At 62.7% G+C, this 15,836-nt stretch carries 14 protein-coding genes; 5 read left to right on the top strand and 9 right to left on the bottom strand.

Annotation, left to right across the window (positions count from 1 at the left end; genetic code table 11):
• Positions 1-66: 66 nt before the first annotated feature.
• The 6 genes from AC3WLP_RS24865 to AC3WLP_RS24890 form a co-directional block, all read right to left on the bottom strand.
• On the bottom strand, positions 67-1,716 hold the full coding sequence (locus tag AC3WLP_RS24865; protein WP_041168379.1) for a cyclic peptide export ABC transporter: 1,650 nt from the start codon (positions 1,714-1,716) through the stop codon (positions 67-69).
• 22 nt (positions 1,717-1,738) lie between these two features.
• Positions 1,739-2,758, bottom strand: coding sequence for a GNAT family N-acetyltransferase (locus AC3WLP_RS24870; protein WP_003251532.1), 1,020 nt, complete (start codon positions 2,756-2,758; stop codon positions 1,739-1,741).
• A 75-nt stretch (positions 2,759-2,833) separates the two neighbouring features.
• Positions 2,834-4,273, bottom strand: coding sequence for an efflux transporter outer membrane subunit (locus tag AC3WLP_RS24875; protein ID WP_088512531.1), 1,440 nt, complete (start codon positions 4,271-4,273; stop codon positions 2,834-2,836).
• The gene (locus tag AC3WLP_RS24880; RefSeq protein ID WP_088512530.1) at positions 4,270-6,240 is read right to left on the bottom strand and encodes a MacB family efflux pump subunit; all 1,971 of its coding nucleotides are present in this window, start codon (positions 6,238-6,240) and stop codon (positions 4,270-4,272) included. The genes AC3WLP_RS24875 and AC3WLP_RS24880 overlap by 4 nt, the downstream gene beginning before the upstream one ends.
• Complete coding sequence (locus AC3WLP_RS24885; protein WP_012051736.1) at positions 6,241-7,404, bottom strand: efflux RND transporter periplasmic adaptor subunit; 1,164 nt, start codon at positions 7,402-7,404, stop codon at positions 6,241-6,243.
• A gap of 205 nt (positions 7,405-7,609) precedes the next feature.
• On the bottom strand, positions 7,610-7,882 hold the full coding sequence (locus AC3WLP_RS24890; protein WP_003251523.1) for a hypothetical protein: 273 nt from the start codon (positions 7,880-7,882) through the stop codon (positions 7,610-7,612).
• A gap of 154 nt (positions 7,883-8,036) precedes the next feature.
• Here AC3WLP_RS24890 and AC3WLP_RS24895 point away from each other — a divergent pair, with 154 nt between their 5' ends.
• From AC3WLP_RS24895 to AC3WLP_RS24910, 4 genes are all read left to right on the top strand, one after another.
• Entirely contained in the window at positions 8,037-8,513 is a 477-nt protein-coding gene (locus AC3WLP_RS24895) for a PaaI family thioesterase (RefSeq protein ID WP_012051737.1), read from the top strand.
• A complete protein-coding gene (locus AC3WLP_RS24900; RefSeq protein WP_088512529.1) occupies positions 8,510-8,992 on the top strand; it encodes a PaaI family thioesterase in 483 nt (160 codons plus the stop codon). The genes AC3WLP_RS24895 and AC3WLP_RS24900 overlap by 4 nt, the downstream gene beginning before the upstream one ends.
• Before the next feature lie 69 nt (positions 8,993-9,061).
• Entirely contained in the window at positions 9,062-10,966 is a 1,905-nt protein-coding gene (gene htpG, locus AC3WLP_RS24905; RefSeq protein ID WP_088512528.1) for a molecular chaperone HtpG, read from the top strand.
• Between the two features lie 63 nt (positions 10,967-11,029).
• Positions 11,030-11,755: a dienelactone hydrolase family protein gene (locus tag AC3WLP_RS24910; RefSeq protein ID WP_017148202.1), complete on the top strand. Its 726-nt coding sequence runs from the start codon at positions 11,030-11,032 to the stop codon at positions 11,753-11,755.
• Positions 11,756-11,894: 139 nt separating this feature from the next.
• On the opposite strand, the gene AC3WLP_RS24915 is transcribed toward AC3WLP_RS24910, so the two are convergent.
• Entirely contained in the window at positions 11,895-12,758 is an 864-nt protein-coding gene (locus AC3WLP_RS24915; protein ID WP_088512527.1) for a pirin family protein, read from the bottom strand.
• A gap of 117 nt (positions 12,759-12,875) precedes the next feature.
• Between AC3WLP_RS24915 and AC3WLP_RS24920 the strand changes: the two genes are divergently transcribed.
• A complete protein-coding gene (locus tag AC3WLP_RS24920; protein WP_017148203.1) occupies positions 12,876-13,883 on the top strand; it encodes an amidohydrolase family protein in 1,008 nt (335 codons plus the stop codon).
• A gap of 157 nt (positions 13,884-14,040) precedes the next feature.
• Here the strand turns inward: AC3WLP_RS24920 and fabB are convergent, their stop codons facing one another.
• Both fabB and fabA read right to left on the bottom strand, forming a co-directional pair.
• Positions 14,041-15,261, bottom strand: coding sequence for a beta-ketoacyl-ACP synthase I (gene fabB / locus AC3WLP_RS24925; protein ID WP_012051741.1), 1,221 nt, complete (start codon positions 15,259-15,261; stop codon positions 14,041-14,043).
• Between the two features lie 11 nt (positions 15,262-15,272).
• Positions 15,273-15,788: a 3-hydroxyacyl-[acyl-carrier-protein] dehydratase FabA gene (fabA, locus tag AC3WLP_RS24930; RefSeq protein WP_003251509.1), complete on the bottom strand. Its 516-nt coding sequence runs from the start codon at positions 15,786-15,788 to the stop codon at positions 15,273-15,275.
• Positions 15,789-15,836 lie beyond the last annotated feature (48 nt).

Consider the following 15,836-nt stretch of genomic DNA (forward strand, 5'->3'; position numbering starts at 1 on the left):
CGGGGCGGGTGGGCAGGCCCCGGCCAGGGTTGTAGCCGACCTGGTCGGGGCGAGGGATGCAGTCGGTCAGGCCGGCTGGGCTGCGGTGCGAACCTTGCCGCTGTCCATGTGTACCAGCTGGTCGGCAATATCGAAGTAGCGGTCATCGTGGGAGATGACAATGATGGTCTTGCCCAGGCGCTTGAGGTCCGGCAGCAGCTCTGTGTAGAAGATGCGGCGGAAGGTGGGGTCCTGATCAGCTGCCCACTCGTCGAACACCAGTACCGGGCGCTGCTCCAGCCAGGCGCTGATCAGGGCCAGGCGCTTGCGTTGACCAGTGGACAGGTCGGTGGTGGTGAAGGCGCCGTCACGTACGCTGACCTTGTGCGCGATCTCCAGGCGTTGCAGGTATTGGGTCGCATCGTCGGGAATCTGCTGGTCGCCCTGGACCACGTCGTCGAACAGGTAGTAGTCGGCGAAAATGGTGGTGAACAGTTGTCGGTAGTCATCCCGGTCAAGCACCGAGACCGGCTGACCATCCAGCAGGATGTCACCACTGTGCGGCGCATACAGGCCAAGCAGCAGCTTGATCAGCGTGGTCTTGCCACAACCGTTCTCGCCGACGATGAACACGATGTCGCCCTGGTTGATCGTGAGGTTCACCGGGCCCAGGCGAAACGGCGTGCTGCCCTCGACGGCCGGAAATGCGTACTGCACATTGTGCAGTTCCAGGCTGTCGATGGTCTGGCGCGGTGCGCCTTGGCCGTCGAGCAGCAGGTTCGGTTCGGGCGAGGAAAACTGCTCTGACAGCTCGGCAATGCGCTGGAATGCCACCTGTGCCTTGCTGACCAGCGGCAGTACGCTGACCAGATGGTCCAGTGGGCCTTTCATGTACAGCAGCACCAGCACGAAGCCGGTCATTGCCGCCTGATCGACGCTTGTCCAGGTGCTCTGCAGGGCCAGGGCCAGGCCGATGACGATGAAGAACAGCGTCGAGCCGAACGTCTTGGCCAGGATGTAGGTGTTGACTGCCTTGATCTGGATGGCGCTGATCCGCTCGCTGATCCCCTGGATGTGCCGGGTGAACATGCGATACCGGCGCGGCCGGTGTATGCGCAGCTCCTTGGCGCCCTGGGCAATGGCGTTGTAATGCTTCTGCAGGTCGTCCTCGGCCTCGCGGGCGGTATTGAACCCCTTGATGCCGCGCGTGCGGGCGATGACCTGGGCGGTGATGCCGGCGCCCAATGCCAGCAGCATCAGCAGGAACAGCGGGCCGGACAATGTTGCCAGGTAGCCCATGCAGCCCAGCGTCACCGTCAGCGAAATGGTCAGGGGGGCGAAGGCGAACGAGAAATCGCTGATGGTATCGATATCGTGGGTCAGCACCGGTATCAGGCGGTGGCTGCGATAGCGCTCGATCTGCTCGATGGGCGCCGAAAGCACTTTTTCGCCCAGCTCCTTGCGCAGTTTGGCAATGATCTTCTGGCCAACGAAATTGGTGCCCATGTCGGAGAAGATGCTGCTGAGCAAGGTCAGCACGCAGAGGCCGGCAAACAACCACAGCACGGCGTGGGTCAGCCCTGCTTCGCTGTTGAGGGCGCGGTTGATGGTGGCCAGCAGCGTGGTGACGCTGAAGCCGCCGAGGATGCCCAACAGTATGGAAACCAGCACGATGGGCCAGAACGGCTTGAGCAACTGGGCAAGCTCGCGGGTCGCGCTGAGCGGTTTGCGAATCATGGGGAAGTCTTCTCCAGGCGGATCAAAGGACGTGGTCATCAAAGAAGGCTTCACGCTCCAGACGCAGCAGAGCGGCTTTCTTGTGGGCCAGTTGAATGTCCTTCAGGTGGCCGAACCCCTGGGACTTGAGGAAGTCGATCTGGCGCGTATGGTCGATGCGCGGCTCGCCGAGAATCCGCTGGGTGCGTGGGTCATCGAGGAACATGTAATGCATCAGCGAGCGGAACCAGCCGCGCAGTTTGCCGATGCCCTGGTGCTTGGGCTCGCCGATCACCACGTGCCAGCCACGGTCGTAGTCGGCGACGTCGTAGTAGGGGGCGATGCGGTCTTCCTTGCACCAGTACACCTCGAAGTAGGCGAAGGGTTCGTCATCGAAGCAGCCGATCAGCGGGTGTACGCGCGGGTCGTCGAGCATTTCGCGAATGTATTGCGCATGTTCTTCCGGGGTGCCGGTCTGCTCCCAGAAGAACGCGACTTGCTCCAGGTTCATCCAGCGGTTGAAGGCTGCAAGGTCCTTCACCGGGTCGATGGTGCGCAGTGAAAAGGTGGCGTTCAGCTTCGGCAGATGGCGTCGATAGACTTCGCCCGCCGGTTTGGGCGGGCGTTGCGGGTGGCGTTTCTCGCCGCTGAAGCAATAACGCGGGGCCGTGTGCACGCTGGCCGGCTCGCGAAGCCATGGCAGGGGTTGCTGCCAGAAGGTCTGGCGGGTACAGCGCAGGGCAAGCCTGCCTTGGTCGTCGACCTGCCAGTGATCGAAAATGCCTTCGCGTACCGCACGCACGGCAAATTCCCGGTCGCCAGGGACCTGCACATTCACCTCGTTGCATTGTTTGCGGTGGCAGAAACGGGTCGCCAGCACTGCCAGCATCGCGCTGGCCGGAAATGCTGGCGGAAGTTGCTCGAAGACGATGCGGTTGTCGACCTCCCGGTAGGGGATGGCGGCGCTGCTGTCGAGGCGCAGGCTACCGCTCTCTGGCGTTTCATCCTGGGCACTGGCTTTGCGGCCATCGGCCAGGATCAGACTGAAAGAGGGTGCGTTCATAGGGCTTCCTGTGAGGGGGCGAGTGCGACTTGTCGGATGCTGTCCATGGAAAAGACGAACCGCACCTGCCGATGTTTAAGCGCCAGGTGCGGCACCCGGTTCAGCGCCAGCGACCTGCCAGCCGCCGCCCAGGGCCTTGTACAGGGCGATGCTGCCCATGACCCGCTTGAGGCGCAGTTGCACATCCTCGTCCTGAGCCTGGTACAGGGTGCGTTGGGTTTGCAGGACGGTCAGCAGGTCCTCGGCGCCCGCCTGGTAGCGGCTTTCGGCGATGTCGAAGGCTTTGCGCGCCTGTTGCAGTTCGATCGCCTGCCAATGCAGTTGCCGGTCGATGCCGTCCAGGGTATTGAGGGCCTTTTCCACATCGCCGAAACCGGCCAGGATGGCGCCGCGGTAGTTCTGCAGCAGTTCCTCCTGGGTTGCTACCGCCTTGTCGCGTTCAGCGCGCAGGCGGCCGTTGTTGAACACCGGCGTGACCAGGCCTGCGGCGAGGCTGGTGAAGGGGTTGCGCAAGACGTCCGGGAAGTGATCGGCGCCGCTGCCGACGATCAGCGTCAGGTTGAGTTTGGGCAGCATCGCCGCGCGGGCTACGCGCACATTGGCCTGAGCCGCCGCCAGCTTGGCCTCGGCATTGGCGATGTCCGGCCGACGGCTGATCAGTTCGCTGGGCAGGCCCGCATCGATCGAGGGCCAGTTGAGCTGTTCAAAGCGCGTGTTGTCCAGTTGCAGGTCCTGCACCGGCTGCCCGACCAGGGTCGCCAGGGTGATCAGGGCCTCCCGGGCCTGTTGCTGGTAAAGCGGGCGTTGCCGTTGCTGGGTGGCGACCAGGCTTTGTTGCTGGGCCAGTTCCAGTGCCGTGGCCGAGCCTGCATCGAAGCGGGTTTGCACCAGTTGCAGGACACGCTCGGCATTGGCCAGGTTAAGGTCGGCAATCCGCCCCTGCTGCTGGAAGGCCAGCGCCTGCATGTAGCTGTCGGCAACCTTGCCGAGCAAGGTCAGTTCAACGGTCGCGCGGTCGAACTCACTGGCTTGCAGGCCGTGCAGGGCACTCTCGCGGGCTGCCGCGTTGCCGCCCCAGAAGTCCACCTCATAGCTGGCCTTCAGGGCCACATCCAGGTAATGAGTGGTGCGCTGGGTCGGGCTGGAATTCAGCTGGCTGTAGCCGTTGCCGTGCTGCAGGCGCTCGCGGTTGGCATTGGCTGCCCCGGTCATCTCGGGCAGCAAGGGGCCGCCGGCAATGACCGCATCGGCCTGTGCCTGGCGAACCCGGGCCATGGCCGCGCCGATTTCGAAGCTGTCGGTGCGGGCTTGCTCCACCAGCTGGTTCAGTGCCGGGCTGCCGAACGACTGCCACCAGCCGGTCAAGTGGCGTGGTGTGCTCTGAGGCGCGGCCGCCTGCCAGCGGGCCGGGGCGTGCACACCGTGTTGCGGCGGCGTTGCAGGGGTGGCGCAGGCGCTCAGCAGCAGGCAGGCGCCGAGCAGGGGCAAGGGTTTGATCAACGTTGGGGTACTCATACGCTGGTAAGGGCGGCCACCGGGTCGAGCCGTGCAGCCTTGCGGGCGGGCATGAAGCCGAACGCGATACCGGTGACCACGGCGCAGGCGAAGGCACCGATGGCGGCGGGCAGCGAGAAGGCGACGGCGACCTGGCCCAGGCTCAGGGCGCCGCCGATCAGTAATGCCAGGGCGATGCCGCTGACGCCGCCGACCATCGTCAGCATCACGGCTTCGGTAAGGAACTGGCGCAGGATGTCGCGCTGGCGCGCGCCGGTGGCCATGCGGATACCAATTTCCCGTGTGCGCTCGCGCACGGTCATCAGCATGATGTTCATCACCCCGATGCCGCCCACCAGCAGCGAAATGGCGGCAATGGCGCCCAGCATCAGCGACAGCGCGTTCTGCGTCCTGGCTTCGGCCTGGATCATGGCCGCATTGTTGGTCAGTTCGAAGTCGGTTACGCCGTTGTGCAGTTTCAGCAGCAACTGGTCGATGACCTGCTCGGTTTGCTTCACCTGGCGCGCATCTGCGGCGGCGATCACCACGTATTCCGGGGCCTGGTTGCCGAACAGGCGCACGCTGGCGGTGGTGTAGGGCACCATCACTCGGGCGTCGGCATCCTGGTCGCCAGAGCTGGCGCCCTTGCCGGCCAGCACCCCGATGACCTGGAACGGTGCGTTCTCGATGAGAATGTACTGGCCCACCGGGTTGCGGTCGGCAAACAGTTTTTCCCGGGTCTTTTCGCCGATCACTGCCACTGCGGCGCCGGCGGCTTCGTCGGCCTCGGTGAAGAAACTCCCCTGCGCCACTGGCCAGTTGAATATCTGCGGGAAGTAGGTGTTGGAGCCGCCGACATAGAGCTTCAGGTCCTGGTTGCCATAGCGTACACCGGCCTTGCCGCCATTGACGGGCATGATCATGCGCACCTGGGGCAGGGTGGCGATGGCGCGGGTGTCGTCCAGGGTGATGATGCCTTCCGGCGCCCTGGGGGCGGGTGGCTTGCCGTTGAGGTAGATGATGTTGGAGCCGAAGGCGCCCATCTGCGCCATGACCTGGCGCTTGCTGCCTTCACCCACTGCCAGCATGACCACCACCGACGCCACGCCGATGATGATGCCCAGTAACGTCAGTGCGGTGCGGAAGCGGTTGATCCACATCACCCTCCACGCCGCCTTGACGGCGTCCAGCAGTTCGCCTTTCCAGGCACCGTTGTGCTCGCTGCCGTCGTTCAGGCGCTGGCGCAGGTCGACGGCCTGCAGCACGTCGGCCTCAGGGTGCGAAGCGGGCAGTGGCTCAGGCTGGGCCTGGTCGCTGATGATCTGGCCATCGCGGATTTCGATGATGCGCTTGGCCCGTGCGGCGACTTCCCGGTCGTGGGTGATGAGGATCACCACATGGCCCTGACTGGCCAGTTCGTCGAGCAGGGCCATGACTTCGGTACCGCTGCGGCTGTCGAGGGCGCCGGTGGGTTCGTCTGCCAGAATGATGTGGCCACCGTTCATCAGCGCGCGGGCTATCGATACGCGTTGTTGCTGGCCGCCGGACAACTGGTGCGGGCGATTACCGGTACGTTCGGCCAGGCCCAGGCGGGTCAGCAGGGCATGGGCGCGTGCGTGGCGCTCGGCGGCAGGCGTGCCGGCATAGATCGCCGGCATTTCGACATTTTCCTGGGCGGTGCCGGAGGCAATCAGGTGATAGCCCTGGAACACGAAACCGAAGGCTTCACGCCGCAGCCAGGCGAGTGCGTCACTGTCCAGGCTGGCCACCTGTTCACCTGCGAACAGGTAGTCGCCACTGGAGGGGCGGTCCAGGCAGCCGAGGATGTTCATCAGCGTAGACTTGCCTGAGCCGGAGGTACCGACAATGGCGACGAATTCACCGGCGTGAATGCTCAGGTTGATACCGCGCAAGACCTCGATTTGCGGTGTATCGACGCCGCCATAGCATTTGCGGATATCGCGCAGCTCAATCAGTGGGACTGGCATTTACCCTCCTGCACTGAGCAAGGGGCTGATCAGCAGGCGATCACCTTCTTCCAGCCCTTCGAGAATCTGCACGCGCAGGCGGTCGCTGATGCCGGTGCGCACTTCGCGATTTTCAATGGCGCCGTGTTTCGTCAGTACTTGTGCCAGCCTGCGATCGGGCTGCTTGCCCGGGTTGAGCGCGGAAATCGGGGCGGTCAGCACATCGTGCGCACGGTCAGCGACGAAGAACACCTGGGTGGTCATTTCTGCCATCAGGGCGCCGTCGGCGTTATCGACGTCCAGCAACACCGTATACAGCACCACCCGGCCATTGCTTTTGCTGGCCGGGCTGCCGCTGCCCTGGTTGGCGTGCTCCAGCGGCTTGGGCGGCACCGGCAGGATCTGCCGTACAGTGCTGTTCCAGCGCCGGGTGCCACCGCTGAGGGTGGTGAAATAGGCGTGCATGCCGGGTTTGACGTGGCCAATGTCCGCTTCCGACACTTCCGCCCAGACTGTCATCGGTGACAATTTGGCGATGCGCAGGATCAGCGGGGTCTGCTGCTGGGCGTTAAGCGTCTGCCCCTCGCGGGCATCCAGTGCGACCACGGTGCCACTCATGGGGGCATAGATGCGGGTGTAACCCAGTTCGGCCTGGTCGCTGCGCAGGCTGGCCTGGGCCTGGCGAATCTGCGCCTGGATCATGTCGATGCGCGCCTGGGTGGCCTTGAGCTCGGCGCGCGCCGTTTGCACATCCTCTTCGCGCGTGGCGCCGCCTGCCGCCAGGCTCTGCTGGCGCTCGGCCTTCTGCCGGGCCAGCTCATGCTGGGCACGTTGCTCTTGCAACTGTGCCTGCAGGTTCTCGACCGAGTAGCGTCCCGCGTCCAGCTTGGCCTGTTGCGTGGAAGGGTCGATCTCGACCAGCAACTGGCCTTCTTGCACCGCGTCGCCGACCTCGACCCTGATGGCACGGATCTGCCCGGATGCCTGGGCGCCGACGTCAACATAACGGCGTGGCTGCAAGGTGCCGATGGCGGTAACGCTGCTCTCGATATCACCCCGGCTGACAGTGACGGTATTCAGGCCATCATGGCGGGGTGGCATGATCTGCCAGGCACTTACGGCCAGCAATGTCGCCAGGCTAACTAAGGTGATCAGGGCCCGGCGGGCCAAGGGGGGACGTTTCATGCAGGGTTCCGGCCAAAGTAAGTTCCTCCGAGACACGTCGCGGGGTTGTACTTTGAACGAGAACCCGCCCGCAAAATTTACTGCGCGGCACGCGGCGGGTGCTGATAAATGCCGGCGGCGAGTGAACTATTGGGTTAAACGTTTAAGCTGCAACTTGCAAACACAAAAAAACCCGACAGTTGTCGGGTTTTTTTGTTGACGCGAGTTACTGCTTGGCAGGTTCTGCCGGCGTAGCTGGAGCCGGAGTAGCCGGAGCGGCTTCTTCGGCAGCCTTCTGCTCGGCTTCGGCCTGATCTTTGGCAGCTTCGGCGTTTTCCTTGGCGGCTTCGTTCATCTTATCCTGAGCTTCACCCATTTTTTCCTGGGCTTGCTCGGCGTGTTGCTGTGCGTCCTGGGCTTTGTCTTCGCTCGCTTTATCGCAAGCAGCCAGGCCCATGGCAGCGGCCAGCATCAGAGCAAAAGCAAAAGGTTTACGCATGGGGGTGTTTCTCCTTGGTGGAATAAGTGACTTGTTCCTTCGAGTGCAACTACGCGGAATAAGTTCCACGAAGATTACAGATATATAACGCCCCGTTCTACATAGACTTTTTAACGAATTTATGCCGCTGCCCTGCGGCCGGTGGGAACAGCCGATGAACGATTCAACCTTGATGGCAATGGCCGAACGCTTTCTCTCGGCGTTAAAACATTGTCAGCTGTTGCAGATGCGCGTGGCGCAGGCTGATGGTGATGGCATGACCCTGGTCCTGCCATGGTCGCCAGCGATTGTCGGCAACCCGCAAACCGGTGCCGTGCACGGCGGTGCGCTGACCACGCTGATGGACACCACCTGTGGCATGGCCACGTTGTGTGTGCTGCCGCGCTTCGAAGTGTGCCCGACGTTGGACCTGCGCATCGACTACATGCACCCGGCTGAGGCCGGTAAGGACATCTACGGCCACGCCCAGTGCTACCGTGTTACCCGCGACGTGATCTTTACCCGTGGCACCGCCTACCAGGACGACCCCGACCAGCCCATCTGCCAGGTGGTGGGCACGTTCATGCGCCTGGGCCATGACATCAAGGGCGGCATCCGTTTCGGCGACAGTCTGAAGGAGGGCAAGGCATGATTCCGCACGCGGTGCGCCAGCAGCTCAACGCCGCCCATGCGGTGGGCGAATATCGACCATTGCTGGCGCTGATTCCCTATGCCGGGCTGATCGGCATCGAATGCGAGCGTCAGGGCGATGATGTGTTGTTCCGCCTGCCGGCAAGCCCGGACAATATCGGCAACCCACTGCTACCGGCCATTCATGGCGGCGTGATCGCCGGCTTCATGGAGCTGTCGGCAGCGCTGTACCTGCTGATCTACAGCGAGAGCGCAAGCATTCCGAAGATCATCGACTTTTCTATCGACTACCTGCGCGCCGGGCATTTTCGCGATACCTACGCCCAGTGCCAGCTGTGGCGTCAGGGCCGGCGGGTGACCAACGTGGCCATCACCGCCTGGCAGGGCGACAGGCAGTCGCCGATTGCCACGGCCCGTGCGCATTTCAAGATCGAACCGGAAAAGCCCTTGAAATCATCCGGGCAGCCCCCATCTGCATGACATCCGCCGTTAACGCTGGCCGAACCGGCCGCCAGGCGCCACCGCCATCAGATCGGAGTTTCGAAGACCATGACTGTGGAAACACAAAAGGAAACGTTGGGCTTCCAGACCGAGGTGAAGCAACTGCTGCACCTCATGATTCACTCGCTGTACTCGAACAAGGAAATCTTCCTGCGGGAGCTGATTTCCAATGCTTCCGACGCCGCCGACAAGCTGCGTTTCGAAGCCCTGGCCAAGCCAGAGCTGCTCGAGGGCGATGCTGACCTGAAGATTCGCCTGAGCTTCGACAAGGACGCCGGTACCGTGACCCTCGAGGACAACGGCATCGGCATGAGCCGCGAAGACGTCATTGCCCACCTGGGCACCATCGCCAAGTCCGGCACTGCCGACTTCATGAAGAACCTCACCGGTGACCAGAAGAAGGACTCGCACCTGATCGGTCAGTTCGGCGTGGGCTTCTACTCCGCGTTCATCGTTGCCGACAAGGTCGACGTGTACAGCCGCCGTGCGGGCCAGCCAGCGGCCGAAGGTGTGCACTGGTCGTCGAAAGGCGAGGGCGAATTCGAAGTCGCCACCATCGACAAACCACAGCGCGGTACCCGTATCGTCCTGCACCTGAAGAAGGACGAGCAGGAGTTCGCTGATGGCTGGCGCCTGCGCAACGTGGTCAAGAAATACTCCGACCACATCGCTCTGCCGATTCAACTGCCGAAAGAGCAGGCCGCCGCCGAAGGTGAAGAGCAGCCGGCCGAAGAGTGGGAAACCGTCAACCGTGCCAGCGCCCTGTGGACCCGTTCGCGCACCGAGGTGAAGGACGAGGAATACCAGGAGTTCTACAAGCACATTGGCCATGACTTCGAAAACCCGCTGGCCTGGAGCCACAACAAGGTCGAAGGCAAGCTCGAATACAACTCGCTGCTGTACGTGCCGGCCCGTGCGCCGTTCGACCTGTACCAGCGCGAAGCGCCGCGCGGCCTGAAGCTGTACGTGCAGCGTGTGTTCATCATGGACCAGGCCGAGTCGTTCCTGCCGCTGTACCTGCGCTTCATCAAGGGTGTGGTCGATTCCAACGACCTGTCGCTGAACGTGTCGCGTGAAATCCTGCAGAAAGACCCGATCATCGATTCGATGAAGACCGCGCTGACCAAGCGTGTGCTGGACATGCTGGAGAAGCTGGCGAAGAACGAACCCGAGCAATACAAGGGCTTCTGGAAAAACTTCGGTCAGGTGCTGAAAGAGGGCCCGGCCGAAGATTTTGCCAACAAGGAGAAAATCGCCGGCCTGCTGCGCTTTGCTTCCACCCAGGACGACAGCGGCGAGCAGAGCGCCGCCCTGGCCGACTACCTGGCCCGCGCCAAGGAAGGTCAGGACAAGATCTATTACCTCACCGGCGAGTCGTACGCGCAGGTCAAGAACAGCCCGCACCTGGAAGTCTTCCGCAAGAAAGGCATCGAAGTGCTGCTGCTCACTGACCGCATCGACGAGTGGCTGATGAGCTACCTCAACGAGTTCGACGGCAAGGCCTTTGTCGATATTGCCCGTGGTGACCTGGACCTGGGCAAGCTGGATTCGGAAGAAGACAAGAAAGCCCAGGAAGAAGTCGCCAAGGACAAGGAAGGTTTGGTCGAGCGACTGAAAGGTGCGCTGGGTGACAGCGTGGCCGAAGTGCGCGTCTCGCACCGCCTGACCGACTCGCCGGCGATCCTGGCCATCGGCGAGCAGGACTTGGGCCTGCAGATGCGCCAGATCCTGGAAGCCAGCGGGCAGAAAGTGCCGGAGTCCAAGCCGATCTTCGAGTTCAACCCGAGCCACCCGCTGATCGAGAAGCTGGACCACGAGCAGAGCGAAGACCGTTTCGCCGAGCTGTCACACATCCTGTTCGATCAGGCGGCCCTGGCGGCCGGTGACAGCCTGAAGGACCCGGCGGCATACGTTCGTCGCCTGAACAAGCTACTGGTCGAGCTGTCTGCTTGAGTTGATGCACAGCAAAGCCCGCTTCGGCGGGCTTTTTTATGACGAGTGCCAAAGGAGTGCTTGATGAGCAAAGTAATCGTCGAATCGCTGGTTTATCACCTGTCTGGCAAGGCCTTCGAAAGCCGTTTGGTCTATGAGCCGGGTGCGCTGGGCCGCCCCGGGCTGGTGATGGCGCCGAACTGGATGGGCATTGGTGAAGGTGCCGAGCGCATTGCCAAGGAAGTGGCCGAGAAGGGCTATGTGGTGCTGATCGCCGACCTGTACGGGCAATCGGTGCGCCCGTCCAATGCCGATGAGGCAGGCGTGGCGATGATGCCGCTGAAGAATGACCGTGACGAACTGCGCAAGCGCATGCAGGAAGCCCTGGCGCAATTGCTGGGGCAGTCGAAGGCGCTGCTGGAGCCTGGCAAGGTGGCCACCTTCGGCTTCTGCTTCGGTGGCTGCTGTGCGTTGGAACTGGCCCGTAGCGGCGCCGACCTGCGTGCGGCCGTATCGTTCCACGGCACCCTGGACACGCCGAACCCTGAAGATGCCAAGCGCATCAAGGGCTCGGTGCTGGTGTTGCATGGTGCTTCCGACCCTTTGGTGCCTAAGGAGCAGTTGCCGGCATTCGAGGACGAGATGAACGCGGCCAAGGTGGACTGGCAGTTGCTCAGTTATGGTGGCGCGGTGCACTCGTTTACCGACCCGAATGCCAATGTGCCGGGCAAGATGCAGTATGACCGGCGCACTTCCGAGCGAGCGTTTCGTTCGATGCATAATCTGCTGAGTGAAGTATTCCAGCGTTGAGATTGCAGGGGGCTGCTTTGCAGCCCTTCGCGGGTGAACCCGCGCCTACACGACGGCCTGCGCCCAATCACCCATGTATGTCCACCCCCGATAGGTGTAGGAGCGGGTTTACCCGCGAAGGGCCGCAAAGCGGCCCCGATCACCGAGGCAACTCGATCCTCGAATGTTCCCCCGGCACCTCCGGCCAATCCCCCGCAGCCCACCTGGCCCGGGCCCGCTCGATCAGCTCCGGGTCGCTGGCGACGAAGTTCCAGTTCATCCGACGCGGCCCATCCAGCGGTGCGCCGCCAATCAGTACCAGTTGGCATTCACCCTCGGCATACAATGTCACCTCTTCGCCCTGCGGCAACACCACCAGGGTGCACGGCTCCACGTCTTCATCGTTCATCATCAACTCACCATCGAGCACGTACAGCGCCCGCTGCACATGCTCGGTCGGTACCAGCAAGGTGGTCGCCGGTTGCATCCGGACATGCGCATAAAGGGTAGGGGACAGCACCGGCACCGGTGACGCCAGGCAGAACCCGCTGCCCGCAATCATGCAGATACGTACACCCAGGCTGTCACTGACGGGCAGGCTCTCGGCGGGGTGATGGCTGTAACTTGCCGGGCCTTGCTCAAACGCGCGTGGCGACGCCAGCCATACCTGCAGCCCATGCAGGCGCGAACCATGGGCCAGGGCATCTTCCGGGGTGCGCTCGATATGGGCGACGCCGCTGCCTGCGGTCATCCAGCTGACATCACCAGGCAGCACCCGCTGCGCCGAGCCGAGGCTGTCCTTGTGCAGGATTGCGCCTTCGAACAGGTAGGTCAGGGTGGACAGGCCGATATGCGGGTGCTGGCGGATGTCCATGCCATGCCCCGGGGCATAGTCTGTTTCGAGCATGTGGTCGAAGAACACGAACGGGCCGACGCTGCGGCACTGGGCTGATGGCAGCGGGCGCAGGATCGGCTGGCCCTCGACCGTCTCGGCTCGGGGGTGGATGACCAGTGGGCTGCTCATGGGGAAGGCTCCAGGCACGGTGGAAGTGCCTCAAGCATAGCGGTTTGCCCGCCGTGGCTGAACCGTCTTGGCGGCCGCCTGGTCTACTGGGTTCGTACTTGCATGAGGAAGATGACCATGACCGCCAGAGCGCTGGCTTGTGTGCTGTTGTTCGGCTGGCTGTGCCAGGCGGCCCAGGCGCGCGAGTACCGCTACAGTGATGCCCACTTGCACTACGTGGACTTCTTCCAGGAAAGTGAAGGCATGCCGGCGCTGATCAAGGCCATGGATGCCGCAGGGGTTGAGCAGTCGATGATTTCAGGCATACCCGTGGCCAAGAAATGGCACGAAGACGAGCCCAAGCGCCCGCGCTACTACGCCGGTGATGACGCCGACGCCTATTGGTACAGCGCCACCGACACTTACGTGGCGGCGGCGCTGCAGCAATTGCCAAGTGAGCAGCGCAAGCGGTTCCACCCGTTCCTAAGTGGTTTCAACCCGGTGGACAAGAATGCGGTCAGCCATATCGAGCGCATGCTCGATTTGTACCCGGGGTTGTGGCAGGGCATCGGCGAGGTGTTCACCCGACATGATGACCTGACAGCGCTGACCAGTGGCGACACGCCACGTGCCAATAATGAAGCCATGACGCGTATCTACCACCTGGCGGCCGAGCGCGACCTGCCCGTGCTGCTGCATTCCAACATCACCTCCAAGCGCGAGCGCAACCCGCTCTACCTGGCGGAGATCGAAGAGCCGCTGCGCAACCATCCGCATACGCGATTCATCTGGGCGCATGCGGGCAGCAGCATGGAGATACATCGCCATCAGACGCAGATGGACTTTCTACTGCCGGTACTGACGCGATTGCTGGAGGACTACCCGAACCTGTATGTCGATTTGTCGTGGAGTGTGCTGCAGCCGTATTTGCTGGATGAGCAGGGCGTGCCGCGCAAGGCATGGCTGACGCTGGTCGAGAAGTACCCGGAGCGATTCATGCTGGGGTCGGATGTGGTGGGGCGGTTCGGCAGCCTGGGGGAACAGATGCACGGGTTCAAGCCGTTTCTGGATGCCTTGCCGGAGGCAGTGGCGCACAAGGTGGCCCGGGAGAATTTTCTGGCGGTGTTGCCCAAGGTACAGCAGTGACCTGTGCGGGCCTCTTCGCGGGTAAACCCGCTCCTACAGGGTGTGCACAGCGCTGAAGGCTTGTGTGGTGGGTTTACCCGCGAAGAGGCCAGCACAGGCAACACAAACAAAAACGCCCCGAACCAGTCGGGGCGTTTTCATTGACAGCAGCAGCGTCTTACTTGCCTTCCCAGCGCTTGAGCACCAGGGTGGCGTTGGTGCCGCCGAAGCCGAAGCTGTTGCTCATGACCGTGTCGATCTTGGCGTTTTCTTCGGTTTTACGCAGGATTGGCAAGTCGGCGACTTCCGGATCCAGCTCGTCGATGTTGGCAGAGCCGGCGATGAAGTTGTTTTCCATCATCAGCAGGCAGTAGATCGCCTCGTGCACGCCGGCAGCGCCCAGCGAGTGACCCGACAGGCTCTTGGTAGAGCTGATCTTCGGCGCCTTGTCGCCGAACACGGCACGCACGCCCTTGATCTCGGCCACGTCACCGACCGGGGTCGAGGTACCGTGGGTGTTCAGGTAGTCGATCGGGGTGTCGACAGTGGACAGCGCCTGCTGCATGCAGCGGATGGCGCCTTCGCCGCTCGGTGCAACCATGTCGTAGCCGTCGGAAGTCGCACCGTAGCCAACGATTTCGGCGTAGATCTTGGCGCCGCGGGCCAGGGCGTGTTCCAGTTCCTCGACCACGACCATGCCGCCACCGCCAGCGATGACGAAACCATCACGGTCAGCGTCGTAGGCGCGCGAGGCCAGTTCCGGGGTTTCGTTGCGCTTGGTCGACAGGGCGCCCATGGCATCGAACAGGAACGACTGGCTCCAGTGCTCTTCTTCACCACCACCGGCGAAGACGATGTCCTGCTTGCCCCACTGGATCTGCTCCAGTGCGGTACCGATGCAGTGAGCCGAGGTGGCACAGGCCGACGAGATCGAGTAGTTGATGCCCTTGATCTTGAACGGGGTTGCCAGGCATGCCGACACGGTGCTGCCCATGGTGCGGGTAACGCGGTACGGGCCGACGCGCTTGACGCCTTTCTCACGCAGGGTGTCCAGCGCTTCCATCTGGTTCAGGGTCGAGGCGCCGCCGGAACCGGCCACCAGGCCGGTACGCGGGCTGGAAACCTGCTCTTCGGTCAGGCCGGCGTCCTTGATCGCGTCCTGCATGGCCAGGTAGGCGTAGGCAGCCGCATGGCCGACGAAGCGGTAAACCTTGCGGTCGATCAGTTCTTCGAGGTTGAGGTCGATGGACCCGGAAACCTGGCTACGCAGCCCCATTTCCTTGTATTCCGGGTTGAAACGGATACCCGGACGGCTGTTGCGCAGGTTTTCGGTGACGGTAGCTTTGTCATTGCCCAGGCACGATACGATGCCCAGACCAGTGATAACGACGCGGCGCATGCGAATAACCCTTAGAAATTGTCAGTGGAGGTGAACACGCCGACCCGCAGGCCTTCGGCAGTGTAGATCTCGCGGCCGTCGACGCTGACCGAACCATCGGCGATGGCCATGTTCAGCTTGCCCTTCAGGACGCGCTTGATGTGAATGTTGTACGTGACTTTCTTGGCTTCAGGCAGTACCTGGCCAAAGAATTTCACCTCGCCCGAACCCAGGGCGCGGCCACGGCCCGGCAGGCCCTGCCAGCCGAGGAAGAAGCCAACCAGCTGCCACATGGCGTCGAGGCCCAGGCAGCCCGGCATGACCGGATCGCCTTCGAAATGGCAGGCGAAGAACCACAGGTCCGGGTTGATATCCAGCTCGGCGACCAATTCACCTTTGCCGTACTTGCCGCCTTCTTCGCTGATATGGGTGATGCGATCGACCATCAGCATGTTCGGCGCGGGCAGTTGCGCATTACCTGGGCCGAACAGCTCACCGCGACTGCAGCGCAGCAGGTCTTCCCGAGTAAAGGCGTGTTGTTTGGTCATGCGAGCTCCTCAATAACCCCCTGCGGCAGGGGATGAATCTTCCCGGCC

It is taken from the genome of Pseudomonas sp. FW305-E2, from assembly GCF_058782925.1.